Annotated in this window: 16 protein-coding genes; 8 read left to right on the forward strand and 8 right to left on the reverse strand. The window is 54.7% G+C overall.

Annotated elements, in window-relative coordinates:
- Window positions 1-16: 16 nt before the first annotated feature.
- On the reverse strand, window positions 17-913 hold the full coding sequence (gene xerD / locus VW41_19855) for a site-specific tyrosine recombinase XerD (GenBank protein AJZ91106.1): 897 nt from the start codon (window positions 911-913) through the stop codon (window positions 17-19).
- Between the two features lie 102 nt (window positions 914-1,015).
- On the opposite strand from xerD, the gene VW41_19860 reads away from it, so the two are divergent.
- Window positions 1,016-1,537: a flavodoxin FldB gene (locus VW41_19860; GenBank protein ID AJZ91107.1), complete on the forward strand. Its 522-nt coding sequence runs from the start codon at window positions 1,016-1,018 to the stop codon at window positions 1,535-1,537.
- Here the strand turns inward: VW41_19860 and VW41_19865 are convergent.
- On the reverse strand, window positions 1,534-1,956 hold the full coding sequence (locus VW41_19865) for a membrane protein (GenBank protein ID AJZ91108.1): 423 nt from the start codon (window positions 1,954-1,956) through the stop codon (window positions 1,534-1,536). The genes VW41_19860 and VW41_19865 overlap by 4 nt on opposite strands.
- Window positions 1,937-2,203 carry a hypothetical protein gene (locus tag VW41_19870; GenBank protein ID AJZ91109.1) on the reverse strand — a complete coding sequence of 89 codons (267 nt, stop codon included), beginning with the start codon at window positions 2,201-2,203 and terminating at the stop codon, window positions 1,937-1,939. The genes VW41_19865 and VW41_19870 overlap by 20 nt, the downstream gene beginning before the upstream one ends.
- A 246-nt stretch (window positions 2,204-2,449) precedes the next feature.
- On the opposite strand from VW41_19870, the gene ygfZ reads away from it, so the two are divergent.
- Window positions 2,450-3,436, forward strand: a complete 987-nt coding sequence (gene ygfZ, locus VW41_19875) for a global regulator (protein ID AJZ91110.1) — start codon at window positions 2,450-2,452, stop codon at window positions 3,434-3,436.
- A gap of 54 nt (window positions 3,437-3,490) precedes the next feature.
- Here ygfZ and VW41_19880 read toward each other — a convergent pair whose 3' ends face one another.
- Window positions 3,491-4,144: a hemolysin gene (locus VW41_19880; GenBank protein ID AJZ91111.1), complete on the reverse strand. Its 654-nt coding sequence runs from the start codon at window positions 4,142-4,144 to the stop codon at window positions 3,491-3,493.
- A gap of 175 nt (window positions 4,145-4,319) precedes the next feature.
- Here VW41_19880 and VW41_19885 point away from each other — a divergent pair, with 175 nt between their 5' ends.
- From VW41_19885 to VW41_19895, 3 genes are all read left to right on the forward strand, one after another.
- Window positions 4,320-4,913 carry a hydrolase gene (locus VW41_19885; GenBank protein AJZ91112.1) on the forward strand — a complete coding sequence of 198 codons (594 nt, stop codon included), beginning with the start codon at window positions 4,320-4,322 and terminating at the stop codon, window positions 4,911-4,913.
- Window positions 4,914-4,955: 42 nt separating this feature from the next.
- A complete protein-coding gene (locus VW41_19890) occupies window positions 4,956-5,684 on the forward strand; it encodes a transcriptional regulator (GenBank protein ID AJZ91113.1) in 729 nt (242 codons plus the stop codon).
- 165 nt (window positions 5,685-5,849) lie between these two features.
- Window positions 5,850-7,283: a 6-phospho-beta-glucosidase gene (locus VW41_19895; protein AJZ91114.1), complete on the forward strand. Its 1,434-nt coding sequence runs from the start codon at window positions 5,850-5,852 to the stop codon at window positions 7,281-7,283.
- 193 nt (window positions 7,284-7,476) lie between these two features.
- Here the strand turns inward: VW41_19895 and VW41_19900 are convergent, their stop codons facing one another.
- A complete protein-coding gene (locus VW41_19900; protein ID AJZ91115.1) occupies window positions 7,477-8,943 on the reverse strand; it encodes a histidine kinase in 1,467 nt (488 codons plus the stop codon).
- Between the two features lie 4 nt (window positions 8,944-8,947).
- Window positions 8,948-9,661, reverse strand: coding sequence for a chemotaxis protein CheY (locus VW41_19905; GenBank protein ID AJZ91116.1), 714 nt, complete (start codon window positions 9,659-9,661; stop codon window positions 8,948-8,950).
- 144 nt (window positions 9,662-9,805) lie between these two features.
- Between VW41_19905 and VW41_19910 the strand changes: the two genes are divergently transcribed.
- From VW41_19910 to VW41_19920, 3 genes are read left to right on the forward strand one after another with little or no spacing between them, the layout of a single operon-like run.
- Window positions 9,806-10,417, forward strand: a complete 612-nt coding sequence (locus VW41_19910) for a cytochrome B561 (protein AJZ91117.1) — start codon at window positions 9,806-9,808, stop codon at window positions 10,415-10,417.
- 9 nt (window positions 10,418-10,426) lie between these two features.
- Entirely contained in the window at window positions 10,427-11,188 is a 762-nt protein-coding gene (locus VW41_19915; protein AJZ91118.1) for an oxidoreductase, read from the forward strand.
- A 36-nt stretch (window positions 11,189-11,224) separates the two neighbouring features.
- Complete coding sequence (locus VW41_19920) at window positions 11,225-11,497, forward strand: pentapeptide MXKDX repeat-containing protein (protein ID AJZ91119.1); 273 nt, start codon at window positions 11,225-11,227, stop codon at window positions 11,495-11,497.
- A 43-nt stretch (window positions 11,498-11,540) separates the two neighbouring features.
- Here the strand turns inward: VW41_19920 and VW41_19925 are convergent, their stop codons facing one another.
- Together VW41_19925 and VW41_19930 are read right to left on the reverse strand one after the other, a co-directional pair.
- Window positions 11,541-12,284, reverse strand: a complete 744-nt coding sequence (locus tag VW41_19925; protein AJZ91120.1) for an NAD(P)-binding oxidoreductase — start codon at window positions 12,282-12,284, stop codon at window positions 11,541-11,543.
- A 214-nt stretch (window positions 12,285-12,498) separates the two neighbouring features.
- Complete coding sequence (locus VW41_19930) at window positions 12,499-15,372, reverse strand: glycine dehydrogenase (protein ID AJZ91121.1); 2,874 nt, start codon at window positions 15,370-15,372, stop codon at window positions 12,499-12,501.
- Window positions 15,373-15,407 lie beyond the last annotated feature (35 nt).

Consider the following 15,407-nt stretch of genomic DNA (forward strand, 5'->3'; position numbering starts at 1 on the left):
TTATCTCTTGTGGCACTCACGCTCGAGGGTGGTGCTGTTGATGCAGCTGGCGTAAACGCGCCGTCGCTACATGTGTATAAATTTGTGTCGTGGACAAATCACTATGGCCCAGCAGCATCTGTACGACACGGAGATCCGCGCCATGGTTCAGCAAGTGCGTGGCAAAAGCGTGGCGCAACACATGCGGAGACAACTTTTCGCTGTCGATGCCAGCCAGCACGGCATAGTGCTTAATGCGGTGCCAGAAGGTTTGCCGCGTCATTTGCTGTGCGCGGTTACTGGGGAATAGCACGTCCAGAGACTGTCCGTTTAACAAGTCCGGGCGGCTATACTTCAGGTACTCTTCAATCCAGTACACCGCCTCTTCCCCCAGCGGTACCAGACGCTCTTTATTGCCTTTACCAATCACCCGCACAACGCCCTGCCGCAGGCTGATGTCGCTCATTGTCAGCCCGACCAGCTCCGAGACGCGCAGCCCGGTTGCGTACAAAACTTCAAGCATTGCTTTATCACGCAGCTCAATAGGCTGATCGATACACGGAGATTGTAACAGCCGCTCAACCTGAGCTTCGCTTAAATCCTTTGGCAAACGCTGAGGAAGTTTGGGGGATGAAAGCAGCGCGCTAGGGTCGTCTTCCCGCATTTTTTCACGGTACAAATACTGAAATAACCTACGCATGGCGCTAAGCAAGCGTGCGGAACTGGTGGCTTTATAACCGCCCTCAACGCGCTCCGCAAGCAGCGACTGGAGATCCGAAGCCTGGACCGTTAAAAAACTGAGCTGGTGGCGCTGCAGCCATTCGGCCACCATAGTGAGATCGCGGCGATAAGAACTGAGCGTATTTTCAGCCAGGTTTCTCTCCAGCCACAGCGCATCCAGAAACTGTTCTATACGAATCTTATCCTGCTCCACGCTCCACTCCTGATTTGGCGAATTGTGTCCATTATGCATGATGGCGAACGGGATCTGGTACACTTGGCCATCTGCACGCGATTAAAATGAGTTGTTATTGCTATGAACATTGGTCTTTTTTACGGCTCCAGCACCTGCTACACCGAAATGGCAGCCGAAAAAATTCGCGACATCATTGGCCCGGAACTGGTGACGCTTCACAACCTGAAAGACGACACTCCGGCCCTGATGGAGCAGTATGACGTTCTGATCCTTGGCATTCCAACCTGGGATTTTGGTGAACTGCAGGAGGACTGGGAAACCGTCTGGCCGCAGTTAGACGAACTGAATCTGGAAGGCAAAATCGTGGCGCTTTACGGCATGGGCGACCAGCTTGGCTACGGTGAATGGTTCCTGGATGCGTTAGGCATGCTGCACGACAAGCTGGCACCGCGCGGGGCGCAATTCATCGGTTACTGGCCAACTGAAGGCTATGAATTTACCAGCCCAAAACCGGTCATTGCCGACGGGCAGCTGTTTGTTGGCCTGGCGTTGGATGAAACCAATCAGTACGATCTGAGCGACGAACGTATTGAAACCTGGTGTGAGCAAATCCTTGGCGAAATGGCCGAGCGCTTCGCTTAAACCTGCCCGCTTCCGCTCGCCTGTTGCTGCATCAGCAGGCGGCGTAAGTCACGCCATTCACCGATGTCCATGCTGTCAGCGGCCAGCCAAAGGTGCTGGCAACGTTGTTTTCCAGCCCGTCGCAGTCTTAGCATCACCCCGCTATCAATAATCCACGGGTTTCCGACGATATCCCAGTCACGCCCTTGCCAGCGCAGACGAAAGTCCGTCAGCAGTTTAATTTCGCCCTGGCGAGCGTGAATACGGCGCTGGCTGCGCACGCTGTCAAAAACCACAAGGGAAAGCAATAGCATCCAGACCAGCGTGTAGCTCATCGGCCACGGCATTAGCAGCACGAACAGCGCCACCAGGCCGTGGAGGAGTAATGACATCCATTGCGCGCGCCATGAAACCCGCAGGTCAGATTGCCACAGGACCACGTTCTTTATTCCGTGTCTGAATCAGGGCAACCATACGCTGAAGTTCGGCATCTGCTGGTTTACCGTGGTTCATCAACCAGTTAAACAAGTCTGGATCGTCAGACTCCAGCAGGCGGACAAACAGCTGCTTGTCGCTGTCGCTAAGCGTTTCGTATTCATGTTCGAAGAACGGCATAATCGAAATATCGAGCTCGCGCATTCCACGGCGGCATGCCCAGTGAATTCGGGCTTTATTATTGATATCCATGTGCACTTTCCTGCTTAACCATCAAATTGGGTACGGAGTTAGTGTAACGTGTTTTTGTCACCGGGATTACCTGAATGTTCCATTGTGCGCGCTTTCCCCATACAAACCCGTGTCACAGCACCGATTGCACAAGATTCTCCGAGGCAGCACGCAAACGCACAAATGGCGTTATCAAACTGCTTGCATTGCCCTCTGGCTCTTTTACCATTGAGAAATTAAACCGTTGGATAACCCGGGATCTTTGTTATGGCTTTTAATCCGTTTCCTCCTCGCCAGCCCTGTGCCTCCGCCCGTCTGCCGCTGACGTTAATGACGCTTGATGACTGGGCTCTCGTCACTGCCGTAGGCGCGGATGCCGAGAAGTACCTTCAGGGGCAGGTCACTGCCGACGTCGCTAAGCTTGAAGCGGGCCAGCATTTACTTTGCGCCCATTGCGATGCCAAAGGGAAGATGTGGAGTAACCTGCGCCTGTTCCATCGCGGTGAAGGCTTTGCATTTATTGAGCGTCGCAACCTGCGTGACGCCCAACTGACGGAGCTAAAGAAATACGCCGTCTTCTCCAAAGTCACCTTCAGTGCGGATGACGCCAGCGTTTTGTTAGGGTTAGCCGGTTTCCAGGCGCGCTCTGCGCTAGCCGCCGTTTTCGATACGCTGCCGGATGAAGAAACCCAGGTCGTCCAGCACGGAGCAACAACTTTACTGTGGCTGAACCAGCCAGCTGAACGCTTCCTGATTGTCACTGACGAAGAAACGGCTCAGACGCTAACCGAGAAACTCAGCGAAGAAGCACAGCGCAATGATAGCCAGCAGTGGCTGGCGCTGGATGTCGAAGGCGGATTGCCAGTCATTGATAGCGTAAACAGCGCACAGTTCATTCCACAGGCGACCAACCTTCAGGCACTGGGCGGCATCAGCTTTAAAAAAGGCTGTTATACCGGCCAGGAAATGGTTGCCCGAGCCAAGTTCCGCGGAGCAAATAAGCGAGCACTCTGGCTGCTGGCCGGTAGCGCCAGCCGCGTACCTGAGGCAGGCGAAGACCTTGAATTGCAGCTGGGTGAAAACTGGCGTCGTACCGGTACCGTGCTGGCCGCCGTGCGATTAGAAGATGGCCGTCTTATTGTGCAGGCGGTGATGAACAACGATCTGGAGCCGGACAGCGTCCTGCGCGTACGTGACGATGCAAACAGCAAGCTCGCACTTGAACCACTGCCTTATTCTCTGGAAGAAAAATAATCGCATGTTGAGCCCCGAGACCGGGGCTCAACATTTTGGCAGGTTAGGCGCACGCTAACGAATATAGAGATAAATCGCGAGGAAATGGCAAACGCTGCCCCCCAGCACAAATCCGTGCCAGATGGCATGGTTGTATGGAATGCGTTTGCAGACGTAGAAAATTACCCCGAGCGAATAAACGATACCGCCAATCGCCAGTAGCGTAACGCTGCCCGGCGCCAGTTTGACCACCATCTGGTAGATAACCACCAGCGACAGCCAGCCCATCAGCAGATAGGTCACCAGCGACAGCACCTTAAACCGGTGCGCGATAGTGAGCTTAAACAGTATCCCGGCCAGCGCCAGGCTCCAGATGACAATCATCAATCCTTTTGACAGCGGTGAGTTGAGTCCCACCAGCAGAAAAGGTGTGTATGTTCCGGCAATCAGCAGGTATATGGCGCAGTGGTCAAACTTTTTCAGCCACCGCTTGGCCCGCTCGTGCGGAATGGCGTGGTAAAGGGTTGAGGCGAGAAACAGCAGGATCATGCTGCCGCCGTACAGGCTATAGCTGGTGATTGCCGTTGCGCTGGCGTTGGCGTCCACCGCCTGTACCAGCAGCAACACCAAGCCAACAATGCCGAACACCAGCCCAATGCCGTGGCTGATGCTATTGGCTACTTCCTCAGCCAGAGAATATCCATGCGCGATAATTGGTTTACGAGCCATCTGGCTCCTCCCGAGATAAAGAAGAATAACGCAGCCCCACTAGCCTAACTGAGAATGATTCCAGTGAACACATGTAAGCTAAAATAAATGTGTGAGCGCCTGTGACGACCGCAGTTCGTCAGCCTGGAGGATTTCTTTTACAATCAAACGACAGCGAAAAAACAGGGATAAAACGATGCAACAGGCATTTGGCGAAATGAGCGAGGCCATCCATTTCCTGATGGAGATTGATAAGCTGAAGCTGGTTCAACGCCGTACCAAAATCATTGGTCATGAACAACATGAAGACTCTGCCGAACACAGCTGGCACTTCGCCGTGGCGGCGATGAGCCTGGCTCCCTGGGCCAGGGAAGACGTGGATATCCAGCGAGTGATTCAGATGGCGCTGTTACATGATATCGTGGAAATCGACGTTGGCGATGTGCTGGTTTATGACATTGCGGCCCGCGAAGCTATCGCCGAAAAAGAAGCTGTGGCCGCACGCCGCCTGTTTGGTTTATTACCCGAGCCTCAGGGGCCACAATTCCTCGCGCTGTGGGAAGAATATGAGGCGGGCACCACGCCCGATGCCCGCTTTGCCGGGGCGCTGGATCGCATTTTGCCTATTCTGCTAAACCTGCATAACCAAGGGCAGAGCTGGCGAGAAAATAATATTTCCCTGCAGCAGGTATTAACCCGCAATGCGCAGGTGGGAGAAAGCTGGCCGGAATTATGGCAACATGTCGAGCGCCAATTATATGTGGCACACGAGAAAGGCTGGCTGCGTTAGCCCTGGCCGTTAGCAAAAGTCGACTCAGCAGGAAGAGAGAGTATGTTTACCCACGCGGCAATCGCCAACCTGAACGGCCTCGAGATGATGGTGTACAACTTTGTCATCAAAAACAAAGACAAAGTGATGTACATGACCATCCGGGAGCTGGCGGATGCCGCAGGTGTCTCCACCACTACCGTGCTGCGTTTTTGCCGCAAGCTCAACTGTGAGGGGTATTCTGAATTTCGCGTTCGCTTTAAATTATATCTGGAGCAAACGGAAACCCAGCCCGCTAATTTCGGCAGCAGCGAAATCATCAGTTTTTTTAAAAGCACCAATAACGAAGAATTTGATAATCTCATCGATCGTGCGGTAGATATTATTTGCTCCTCCGAGCGTATTATTTTTGTTGGCGCGGGAACATCTGGCGCTTTAGCCAAATACGGCGCACGCTTTTTCTCAAACGTTGGGAAATTTAGCAATCATATAGATGACCCTTATTTTCCGGTCACCAATGATATGGCACGTAACGCGCTGGCTATTGTGCTTTCCGTTTCCGGCGAGACCGAAGAAATCCTGCGCTTTGCCAGCCAGTTCAGCCTCCACCACTGCAAAGTGATGTCTATCACCAGCCATGAGAACTCGTCGCTGGCTAAATTAGCCGACTTTAATATCTCCTGGCATATTCCGCCGGTGCGTATCGCTGGGGTTTATGACATCACCACACAAATCCCTGTCATTTATATTCTGGAAACAATTGGCCGCCGACTGGCGAAAAGAATGATGTAAAAAAACACCCTGTTTTTTATTTGTGACAAATCACAATTCACGCTATTTGTTATATCGTGACAATCCCATTTCATTTGTTAGACTCCAAAACAGAAATAATAGATTCAGCGCCACAGTGTGATTCAACGCACATTATTTCCTGCGCTAACGATGAGATGAAATAATATGAAACAACTGAAGTTACCGAAAGACTTTTTATGGGGCGGCGCGGTTGCCGCTCACCAGGTGGAAGGCGGCTGGAACAAAGACGGTAAAGGCCCAAGCATTTGTGACGTACTGACGGGCGGCGCCCACGGCGTCCCGCGCGAGATAACCCTGCAGGTAGAACCCGGTAAATATTATCCAAACCATGAAGCGATTGATTTTCATGGCCGCTACAAAGAAGACATCAAGCTCTTCGCTGAGATGGGCTTCAAGTGCTTCCGTACCTCCATTGCCTGGCCCCGTATTTTCCCTAACGGCGACGAGCAGCAGCCTAATGAAGCCGGCCTCAAGTTCTACGACGACATGTTCGATGAGCTGCTGAAGTACAACATCGAGCCGGTCATCACCCTTTCCCACTTCGAAATGCCGCACCATCTGGTCACCGAATACGGCGGCTGGACCAGCCGTAAAGTGGTCGATTTCTTTGTTCGTTTCGCCGAGGTCGTGTTCGAGCGCTACAAGAGCAAAGTGAAGTACTGGATGACCTTTAACGAAATCAATAATCAGCGTAACTGGCGCGCGCCGCTGTTCGGCTACTGCTGCTCCGGTGTGGTTTACACCGAGCATGACAACCCGGAAGAGGTCATGTACCAGGTGTTGCACCACCAGTTTGTGGCGAGCGCGATGGCGGTCAAGATAGGCCACCGCATTAATCCTGAGATGAAAATCGGCTGCATGCTCGCCATGGTGCCGCTGTACGCCTTCTCCTGTAAGCCTGAAGATCAAATGTATGCTCAGGAATCGATGCGCGAACGCTATGTGTTTACTGACGTACAGCTGCGTGGCTATTACCCGTCTTACGTACTGAACGAGTGGGAACGCCGCGAGTTCAATATCAAAATGGAAGCCGGTGACGAGCAAATTCTGCGCGAAGGCGTCTGTGATTACCTCGGGTTCAGCTACTACATGACGAACGCCGTTCAGGCCGAAGGCGGCAGCGGCGATGCACTTTCCGGCTTCCAGGGCAGCGTGCCGAACCCGCACGTCAAAGCCTCCGACTGGGGCTGGCAGATTGATCCGGTTGGCCTGCGTTATGCGCTGTGCGAACTGTATGAGCGTTATCAAAAGCCGCTGTTCATTGTAGAAAACGGTTTTGGCGCGTACGACAAGGTCGAGGCAGACGGCTCCATCAACGATGACTACCGCATTGATTATCTGCGCGCTCACGTTGAAGAACTGAAAAAGGCCGTGACCTACGATGGCGTGGATCTGATGGGCTATACGCCGTGGGGCTGCATCGACTGCGTGTCGTTTACCACCGGCCAGTACAGCAAGCGCTACGGCTTTATCTACGTGAACAAGCACGACGACGGTACCGGCGATATGTCCCGCTCCCGCAAGAAGAGCTTCAACTGGTACAAAGAAGTGATAGCCAGCAACGGCGAGAATCTCTGAGCAAAAGGCACCTTCATGGTGCCTTTCAAACAAATGACAAACCTCTGGCAATAGAAGAAGTACCAGACTGCTCGTTAAAAAAACTGGAAAATCAATTCATTGATTTTCGGCTGATAACCACAAAGAGGGAAAAACCACGCTTTTTTTCTCTTTGTCAGCAACCTCAAAGGCGCCTGTATGGCGCCTTTCTTATTTAAACGGGCAGGCCAAACCGGAAGCAGGCGCCGCGCTGCGGCAGGTCTACCAGCGAAATATCGCTGCCGTGCAACTGCAGCATCTGGCGAACGATCATCAGGCCAAGCCCGCCAACCCTAAGCCGGGATTGATTCACTATCGAAGGCCGTACAAACAGCCCCTCTTTAAGCTCCTGCGGAATGCCAGGCCCACTGTCGCTGACCTGCACCATGACTTTATCCACCTCTTTCCACAGCCGGACAGAAATCACGCCTTTGTCCGGGGTATGGCGAATCGCGTTGTCCAGCAGATTGGTCAGCACCCGCTCAATCATGCTGACATCGGCCTCAATTAGCGGCAATCCAGGCTGAATATCAGCCAAAAGCTCAAGCTGGCGAGTCTGCGCCGGCAGCTCAAATTTCTGGAACACATCCTGCAGCAGTTCGCTGATGGAGAAGCTCTCTTTGTGCGGCTTCACTACCCCATATTCCAGCCGCGCCAGTTCAAACAGCGACTGAGCCAGCGCCCCTACCTTCTGGCTCTGCGCGAGGGCTATATCCAGATAACGTTTTTTATCGGCCTCGCTCAGGGTGGCCGACATCACCGACAGGCTTTCAAGGTAGCCATGCAGCGACGTCAGCGGGGTTCGCAGGTCATGAGAAATATTGGCGATAAACTCACGGCGGAGCTGATCTTGTTGGGTCAGGCTATGCCATTGCTCGGAGATTCGCCCGGCCATGGCTATCACCCCATGACGTAGCTGGGCAAGTTCATCCCCGTCTCCGCCAGGTTTTTGCGGCAGAGCCGCCATCGCTTGCATTTCGGCCATGCCCCCTGATTCCAGGGCCTTAACGTGCTGCGAAAGTTCGCGTAGCGGGCGGGTGATCCAGCGAAACGCCAGGCCACCAACCACCAGCCCCAGGACGCAGATCAGGCTGAGCAGAAACAGGCTCAGTTTCAACACCGCATCGAATTGAGCGCTGTTGGCCAGCTGATTGTAGGTTTCACCCAGCAGCACCACGTATAAATAGCCCTCCAGCTTACCGTCCCGCATCATCGGCGCCACGCTAAACACCTTCTGCCCGTCCAGGCTACGCGGGTCGTCGCCATAAAGCGGGAATTTGCCGCCGTTCAGCGCGGCACGCAGCGGGCCAAGATCGACCTGATGGCGCTTAATATGCCCATCCGGCGCCGCATCACCGATAATGTTGCCCTGTTTATCCAGCAAATAAACTTCCACGCTGGGATTCACCGCCATCAGGTGATCGAACAGCGTGCGCACCGAGTCTTTGTTCAGTCCGTCCTGCCCGAGCAGCGGGTAGCTTTGGTTGATGTGCTGCGCCAGGTCACCGGAAAGCTGCTGAATAACGGCCTGGCTGTACTGGGTGCTGGTACGCACCTGAAGCCAGCCCAAAAAGGCGCAGGCGGTCAGCAACAACACGGCAAAAACCAGCGTCAGGCGCCGGGAGAGCGTAAGGATTCGCATAGGGTTACTCACGTATCTGGGCGGTAAACTTGTAGCCTTTACCCCACACGGTGCGGATGAAATTCGGCTCAGCCGGGTTATCTTCAATCTTGATGCGTAGCCGGTTGATGTGGGTGTTAACGGTGTGCTCATAGCCTTCGTGCTGATAGCCCCAAACCTGGTTGAGCAAGTGCAGCCGCGAAAACACTTTGTCCGGGTGGCGGGCAAAGAAGTAGAGCAGGTCAAACTCACGCGGGGTGAGCTCCACCGGGAGTTGGTTCAGGCGAACGTCTCTTGCCAGGGGATCAATCGTGAGTGGGCCAAACGTCAGCGTACCGGCGTCTATCTTGAGGTTTTGGCTCATCGCCTCCTGGCGGCGGAACAGTGCCTTCACGCGAGCGACCAGTTCCAGCATTGAAAAGGGTTTCGCCAGGTAGTCGTCCGCGCCCAGCTCCAGCCCCAGCACGCGGTGCGTTTCGCTGGAGCGAGCGCTGATCATAATAATCGGCGTGTAGCGCGTCATACTTCTGGCAAAGCGGCAAATCTCCAGGCCATCGACGCCGGGCAGCATGAGATCGAGAATTAACGCATCCCAGCCGCCCTGTCTCAGCTTTTCCAGCCCAACATTGCCGTCGGCGGCATGCACAATCTCAAAGCCTTCTTCCCGCAAATGCAGCTGTAAAAGCTCGGCGATATTTTCGTCGTCTTCCACGATCAGTATTTTTTTTGCCTGATTCACTTTGTCTGTCCCCCACGCCTGGCATAGCCAAAGTTTACACAACTCGCGTCGGTTAAGTTGTCACATTTAATTTAACTTTGCGTGAGGCAATGGGGAACAAATCAGGCCAATACTCGCTGCATCGAATCACGAGGAAGCCGGACGATGGAAAGCTCAACGCTGCATACCGCCCCAACGCTCATTCACCCGCTATGGCTAAGGCTCTGCCACTGGCTGAATGCGCTGGCGATACTGATTATGGTCACCAGCGGCTGGCGCATTTATAACGCCTCTCCCCTGTTTCATTTCCAGTTTGCCAACGAGCTGACGCTCGGCGGCTGGCTGGGCGGGGCGCTGCAGTGGCACTTCGCCGGGATGTGGCTGTTTGCGGTCAACGGCGTGATTTACCTGCTGTGCAATCTTTTCAGCGGCCGCTTCAGGCAGAAATACTGGCCGTTATCGCCTCGTGAATTCTTCCAGGATGCCTTTGCGGCGCTGCGGGGGAAATTAGCCCACGCTGACCTGAGCCATTACAACATGGTGCAAAAGGCAGCCTACCTGTTCGTTATCGCCGATAGCCTGCTGCTGGTCGTTTCCGGCCTGGTGGTGTGGAAATCCGTGCAGTTTTCCCTGCTGCGAGAATTGCTTGGGGGCTACGACACGGCGAGATTTATCCACTTTTATGCCATGTCCGCGCTGGTCGGTTTCGTGGCAATTCATCTGCTGATGGTGGCGCTGGTGCCCCGCACGTTGCTCGCCATGCTCCGTGGCCGCTAAGGAAGAAACATGAGCGATAAAAACGAAATCATTAAAGAAGCGACGCAGCTGATTAATAAGCAGCTCACGCAGGAAGGCCGCCGTCGTTTTTTAAAGCAGGGTTTAACGCTCGGCGGCATCGCGATGCTCACTGGCTGCGATATTAGCGATAACGCAACGGTTGAAAGTTCGCTCAGCAAGATTTCACGTTTTAACGACCGCATTCAGGCGTGGCTGTTTAACGGCAGTCAGCTGGCACCGGTTTACCCGGAAAGCATGATCGACGTTAACTTCCCGTTTAACGCCTTTTACGGCGAGGATGAAGCGCCTGACATCAGCGGCGACAGCTATCGCCTTGAGCTTGCCGGGCTGATTACCGACAAGCGCCCGTGGACGCTGGCGCAGCTTCACCAGATGGCGCAGGTCAGCCAGGTCACTCGCCATATCTGCGTCGAAGGCTGGAGCGCCATCGGCAAGTGGGGTGGCGTACCTTTTGCCCTGTTCCTGAAAGGGATTGGCGCCGATCTGCGAGCCAAATACGTCAGCTTTAAATGTGCGGATGATTACTACACCAGTATTGATATGGCCACCGCGCTGCACCCGCAAACGCTGATTGCGTTGACCTGGGATGGCAAAGTGCTGCCGCGCAAATATGGCTACCCGATGAAACTGCGCATCCCAACCAAACTCGGCTACAAGAACCCGAAGCATATTCAGGTTATTGAAGTCACTAATCGCTACCCCGGCGGCTACTGGGAAGACCAGGGCTATAACTGGTTCGGCGGTAGTTAATTCTAATCACTCACTGAAAAATGAAGGAAATACATCATGAAAAAGATCTACGCTGCCCTGCTGTGCTCCACCATGCTGTTCGGTATTGCTGGGGCTAAGGCTGCGGACTCGATGAGCAAAGATTCCATGGCCAAAGACGGCATGGGCAAAATGACCCACACCTGTAAAGACGGTATGAACAAGGACGGCATGAAGAAAGATTGCATGTCCAAAGACGGCATGAAGAAAGACGGGATGAGTAAAGACCATATGGGCAAAGACAGCATGGCCAAAGACGGTATGGCGAAAGACAGCATGAGCAAGCAATAAGCCTTACGCTACGCCAGTCTCACCCTCTTCTGGCGTAGCGAACTTATTTCCCTCCGGCCGCATCAATAAAGGTGCCGGTCACGTAGGATGACTTCTCGCTCAGTAGCCAAAGAATAGCCTCCGCTATCTCTTCTGGCTGGCCGCCCCGCTGCATTGGCAATGCCGTTTTCACCCGATCTACTCGCCCCGCTTCTCCGCCGGAGGCATGCATTTCGGTATAAATAAAACCGGGCCGCACGCCGTTCACGCGAATGCCCTGCGCGGCAACTTCTACCGCCAGCCCGGTGGTCAGCGTATCGACCGCCCCTTTAGACGCTGCGTAGTCCACGTATTCACCCGCCGCCCCTAAACGGGATGCGGCAGAAGAGACGTTCACAATTGCTCCGCCTTCCCCGCCGTGGCGCCAGGCCATGCGCTTCACCGCTTCCCGGCAGCAGAGAAAATACCCGGTAACATTCGTCGCCAGCACGCGATTAATACGTTCCGCCGTCAGGTTCTCAATGGTCGATTGCTGGAACAAGATCCCGGCGTTGTTCACCAGCGCGGTAAGCGGCCCGAATGCATTATCGATTTCGACGAACATCGCCATCACCTGAAGCTCGTCGGCAATGTCAGCCCGTAGCGCGAGCGCCTCGCCGCCGTTGGCAATAATCGTATTCACCACGTCATCCGCAGCCTGCTTATTGCGAAGGTAGTTCACCACCACTTTATAACCGTGCTGAGCCAGCAAAAGCGAGGTGGCTTTGCCGATTCCCCGGCTGCCGCCGGTAACCAAAGCTATCTTCATGTCACTCTCCAGAAACAAGAAAGGGCACCGAAGTGCCCTAATTGTTGATGACAAAGAGGGAAAAATCGTGGTTTTTTCCTCTTTGTGGTTATCAGCCGAAAATCAATAAATTGATTTCCTTATTTTTTGACGAATCGTCAGGTATTTCTACTCTCACCAGCGGTTTGTCAGCAGTCTGAAGGGCCCCGAAGTGCCCTTCATCACATTGTTAAAACTATTCGTACTCGCTCATCGGTACGCAGGAGCAGAACAGATTACGGTCGCCGTAAACGTCATCAAGGCGTTTCACGGTTGGCCAGTATTTATTGCCGTGACCAGCCGGGAAGACGGCCAGTTCGCGGGTGTACGGGTGTGCCCACTCGGCAACAATTTCGTCCTGAGTGTGCGGCGCGTTCACCAGCGGGTTATCTTCCAGCGGCCAGTCACCTGCCACCACGCGGTCGATTTCACTGCGGATCGATAGCATCGCGTTAATGAAGCGGTCCAGCTCTACTTTGCCTTCGGATTCGGTCGGCTCGACCATAAGCGTACCCGCCACCGGGAACGACATGGTTGGCGCGTGGAAGCCGAAGTCGATCAGGCGCTTGGCAATATCCAGCTCGCTAATGCCGGTTTCTTCTTTCAGCGGACGAATATCCAGAATACATTCGTGAGCCACGCGACCGTTCGCGCCGGTATAGAGTACCGGATACGCGGACTTCAGGCGGGTCGCGATGTAGTTGGCGTTCAGAATCGCCACGGAGCTGGCTTTCTTCAGGCCATCCGCACCCATCATGCGGATGTACATCCAGCTGATAGGCAGAATAGACGCGCTGCCAAACGGAGCGGCGGAGACCGCGCCTTGCTGGGTCAGCATCTCTTCAATCTGCACCACGCTGTGACCTGGCACAAACGGAGCCAGATGCGCTTTCACGCCGATTGGTCCCATGCCCGGGCCGCCGCCGCCGTGCGGAATGCAGAAGGTTTTGTGCAGGTTGAGGTGTGAAACATCCGCGCCGATATAACCCGGCGTGGTGATCCCTACCTGGGCGTTCATGTTCGCGCCGTCCAGGTAAACCTGGCCGCCAAACTGATGCACGATCTGGCACACTTCACGGATCGTTTCTTCGTACACGCCGTGGGTGGACGGGTAGGTCACCATGATGCAGGAGAGCGCTTCGCCAGCCTGTTCTGCTTTCACACGCAGATCCTGCAGATCGATGTTGCCCTGTTTATCACAGGCGACGACGATCACTTCCATACCCGCCATTTGTGCCGAAGCCGGGTTGGTACCGTGCGCAGAGCTTGGGATCAGGCAGATGTTGCGGCTGCCTTCGTTGCGGCTTTCATGGTAGCGACGGATAGCCAGCAGGCCAGCGTATTCGCCCTGTGCGCCGGAGTTAGGCTGCATGCACAGCGCATCGTAACCGGTCAGTTTTACCAGCCAGTCGGACAGTTGGGCGATCATCTGGTGGTAGCCTTCTGCCTGATTTGCCGGGCAGAACGGGTGCAGTTCGGCAAATTCCGGCCAGGTGATCGGGATCATTTCGGCAGCGGCGTTCAGCTTCATGGTGCAGGAACCGAGTGGGATCATCGCCTGGTTCAGCGCCAGATCTTTACGCTCCAGAGAGTGCATATAGCGCATCATCTCAGTTTCGCTGTGGTAGCGGTTGAAGACCGGATGAGTCAGGATCTCGTCGTCGCGCAGCATCGGAGCCGGAATGGATTTACTGTCGTTGGCAACGTCGCGATCCAGCTTGTCGATATCCAGGCCGTGAGCGTCGCCCAGCAGCACGTCGAACAGGGCAACAACATCTTCACGAGTAGTGGCTTCATCGAGAGTGATGCCAACCGCGTTCAGAATATCGCTGCGCAGGTTAATTTCACGCGCTTCGGCGCGCGCCAGCACGGCGGCTTTATCAGCCACTTCAACACAAAGGGTGTCGAACCAGTGTTTGTGGCGCAGAACCAGGCCTTTCTGCCGCAGGCCAGCAGCCAGAATGTCGGTCAGGCGATGGATGCGGCCTGCAATGCGTTTCAGGCCAGCCGGGCCGTGGAAAACCGCATACAGGCTGGCAATGTTCGCCAGAAGAACCTGTGAAGTACAGATGTTAGAGTTCGCTTTCTCGCGGCGGATGTGCTGCTCGCGAGTTTGCATCGCCATGCGCAGCGCGGTGCGGCCAGCGGCATCACGGGAAACGCCGATAATACGGCCTGGCATGGAGCGTTTAAATTCATCGCGAGCGCCAAAGAACGCCGCATGCGGGCCGCCGTAGCCCATAGGTACACCGAAGCGCTGGGCTGAGCCGAAGACAATATCCGCGCCCTGTTTGCCCGGTGCGGTCAGCATCACCAGCGTCATGAAATCTGCGGCCACGCTTACCACAACTTTGCGCTGCTTCAGTTCAGCAATCAGTGCGGTGTAATCATGCACTTCGCCGGTGGTGCCCACCTGCTGAAGCAGGACGCCGAACACATCCTGATGATCCAGCACTTTCGCGGCATCATCGACAATCACATCAAACCCAAAGGTTTCCGCGCGGGTACGCACCACGTCCAGCGTTTGTGGGTGAACGTCAGATGCCACAAAGAAGCGGTTAGCGTTTTTCAGCTTGCTAACGCGCTTAGCCATCGCCATGGCTTCGGCAGCCGCGGTGGCTTCATCAAGCAGAGAAGCGGAAGCGATATCCATGCCAGTAAGGTCGAGTGTGACCTGCTGGAAGTTCAGCAGCGCTTCGAGACGGCCCTGGGAAACTTCAGGCTGGTAAGGGGTGTAGGCGGTGTACCAGCCCGGGTTTTCCAGCATGTTACGCAGAATCACCGGCGGCGTTTGTACCGCGGTGTAACCCATGCCAATGTAAGTTTTGAAGCGTTTATTGCGGCTGGCGATGGCTTTTAACTCGGCCAGTGCGGCAAACTCGGTCGCCGCGGCGCCAATCTGAGGCGGCTCAGCAAGCTGAATGTCCTGTGGAACAATGCTGGCGATCAGGTCGGGGAGCGTCTTCGCGCCGACGGTCTCCAGCATCTCTTGCTGCTGCTGCGCATCCGGGCCAATGTGACGGTCGATAAACGCTTCGTGATTCTCTAACTGACGTAAAGACTGGGTCATGAGCGGTGATTCCTGAAATAGTTTCCCCTCTCCAC

It is taken from the genome of Klebsiella michiganensis (assembly GCA_000963575.1).
GTDB classification, from domain to species: domain Bacteria; phylum Pseudomonadota; class Gammaproteobacteria; order Enterobacterales; family Enterobacteriaceae; genus Cedecea; species Cedecea michiganensis_A.

Excerpts from the sequence above, each read along its gene's own strand:
- VW41_19860 (AJZ91107.1), top strand. The coding sequence starts at position 1,016 with ATGAACATTGGTCTTTTTTACGGCTCCAGCACCTGCTACACCGAAATG.
- VW41_19870 (AJZ91109.1), bottom strand. The coding sequence starts at position 2,203 with ATGGATATCAATAATAAAGCCCGAATTCACTGGGCATGCCGCCGTGGA.
- ygfZ (AJZ91110.1), top strand. The coding sequence starts at position 2,450 with ATGGCTTTTAATCCGTTTCCTCCTCGCCAGCCCTGTGCCTCCGCCCGT.
- VW41_19880 (AJZ91111.1), bottom strand. The coding sequence starts at position 4,144 with ATGGCTCGTAAACCAATTATCGCGCATGGATATTCTCTGGCTGAGGAA.
- VW41_19885 (AJZ91112.1), top strand. The coding sequence starts at position 4,320 with ATGCAACAGGCATTTGGCGAAATGAGCGAGGCCATCCATTTCCTGATG.
- VW41_19890 (AJZ91113.1), top strand. The coding sequence starts at position 4,956 with ATGTTTACCCACGCGGCAATCGCCAACCTGAACGGCCTCGAGATGATG.
- VW41_19895 (AJZ91114.1), top strand. The coding sequence starts at position 5,850 with ATGAAACAACTGAAGTTACCGAAAGACTTTTTATGGGGCGGCGCGGTT.
- VW41_19900 (AJZ91115.1), bottom strand. The coding sequence starts at position 8,943 with ATGCGAATCCTTACGCTCTCCCGGCGCCTGACGCTGGTTTTTGCCGTG.
- VW41_19910 (AJZ91117.1), top strand. The coding sequence starts at position 9,806 with ATGGAAAGCTCAACGCTGCATACCGCCCCAACGCTCATTCACCCGCTA.
- VW41_19915 (AJZ91118.1), top strand. The coding sequence starts at position 10,427 with ATGAGCGATAAAAACGAAATCATTAAAGAAGCGACGCAGCTGATTAAT.
- VW41_19920 (AJZ91119.1), top strand. The coding sequence starts at position 11,225 with ATGAAAAAGATCTACGCTGCCCTGCTGTGCTCCACCATGCTGTTCGGT.
- VW41_19925 (AJZ91120.1), bottom strand. The coding sequence starts at position 12,284 with ATGAAGATAGCTTTGGTTACCGGCGGCAGCCGGGGAATCGGCAAAGCC.
- VW41_19930 (AJZ91121.1), bottom strand. The coding sequence starts at position 15,372 with ATGACCCAGTCTTTACGTCAGTTAGAGAATCACGAAGCGTTTATCGAC.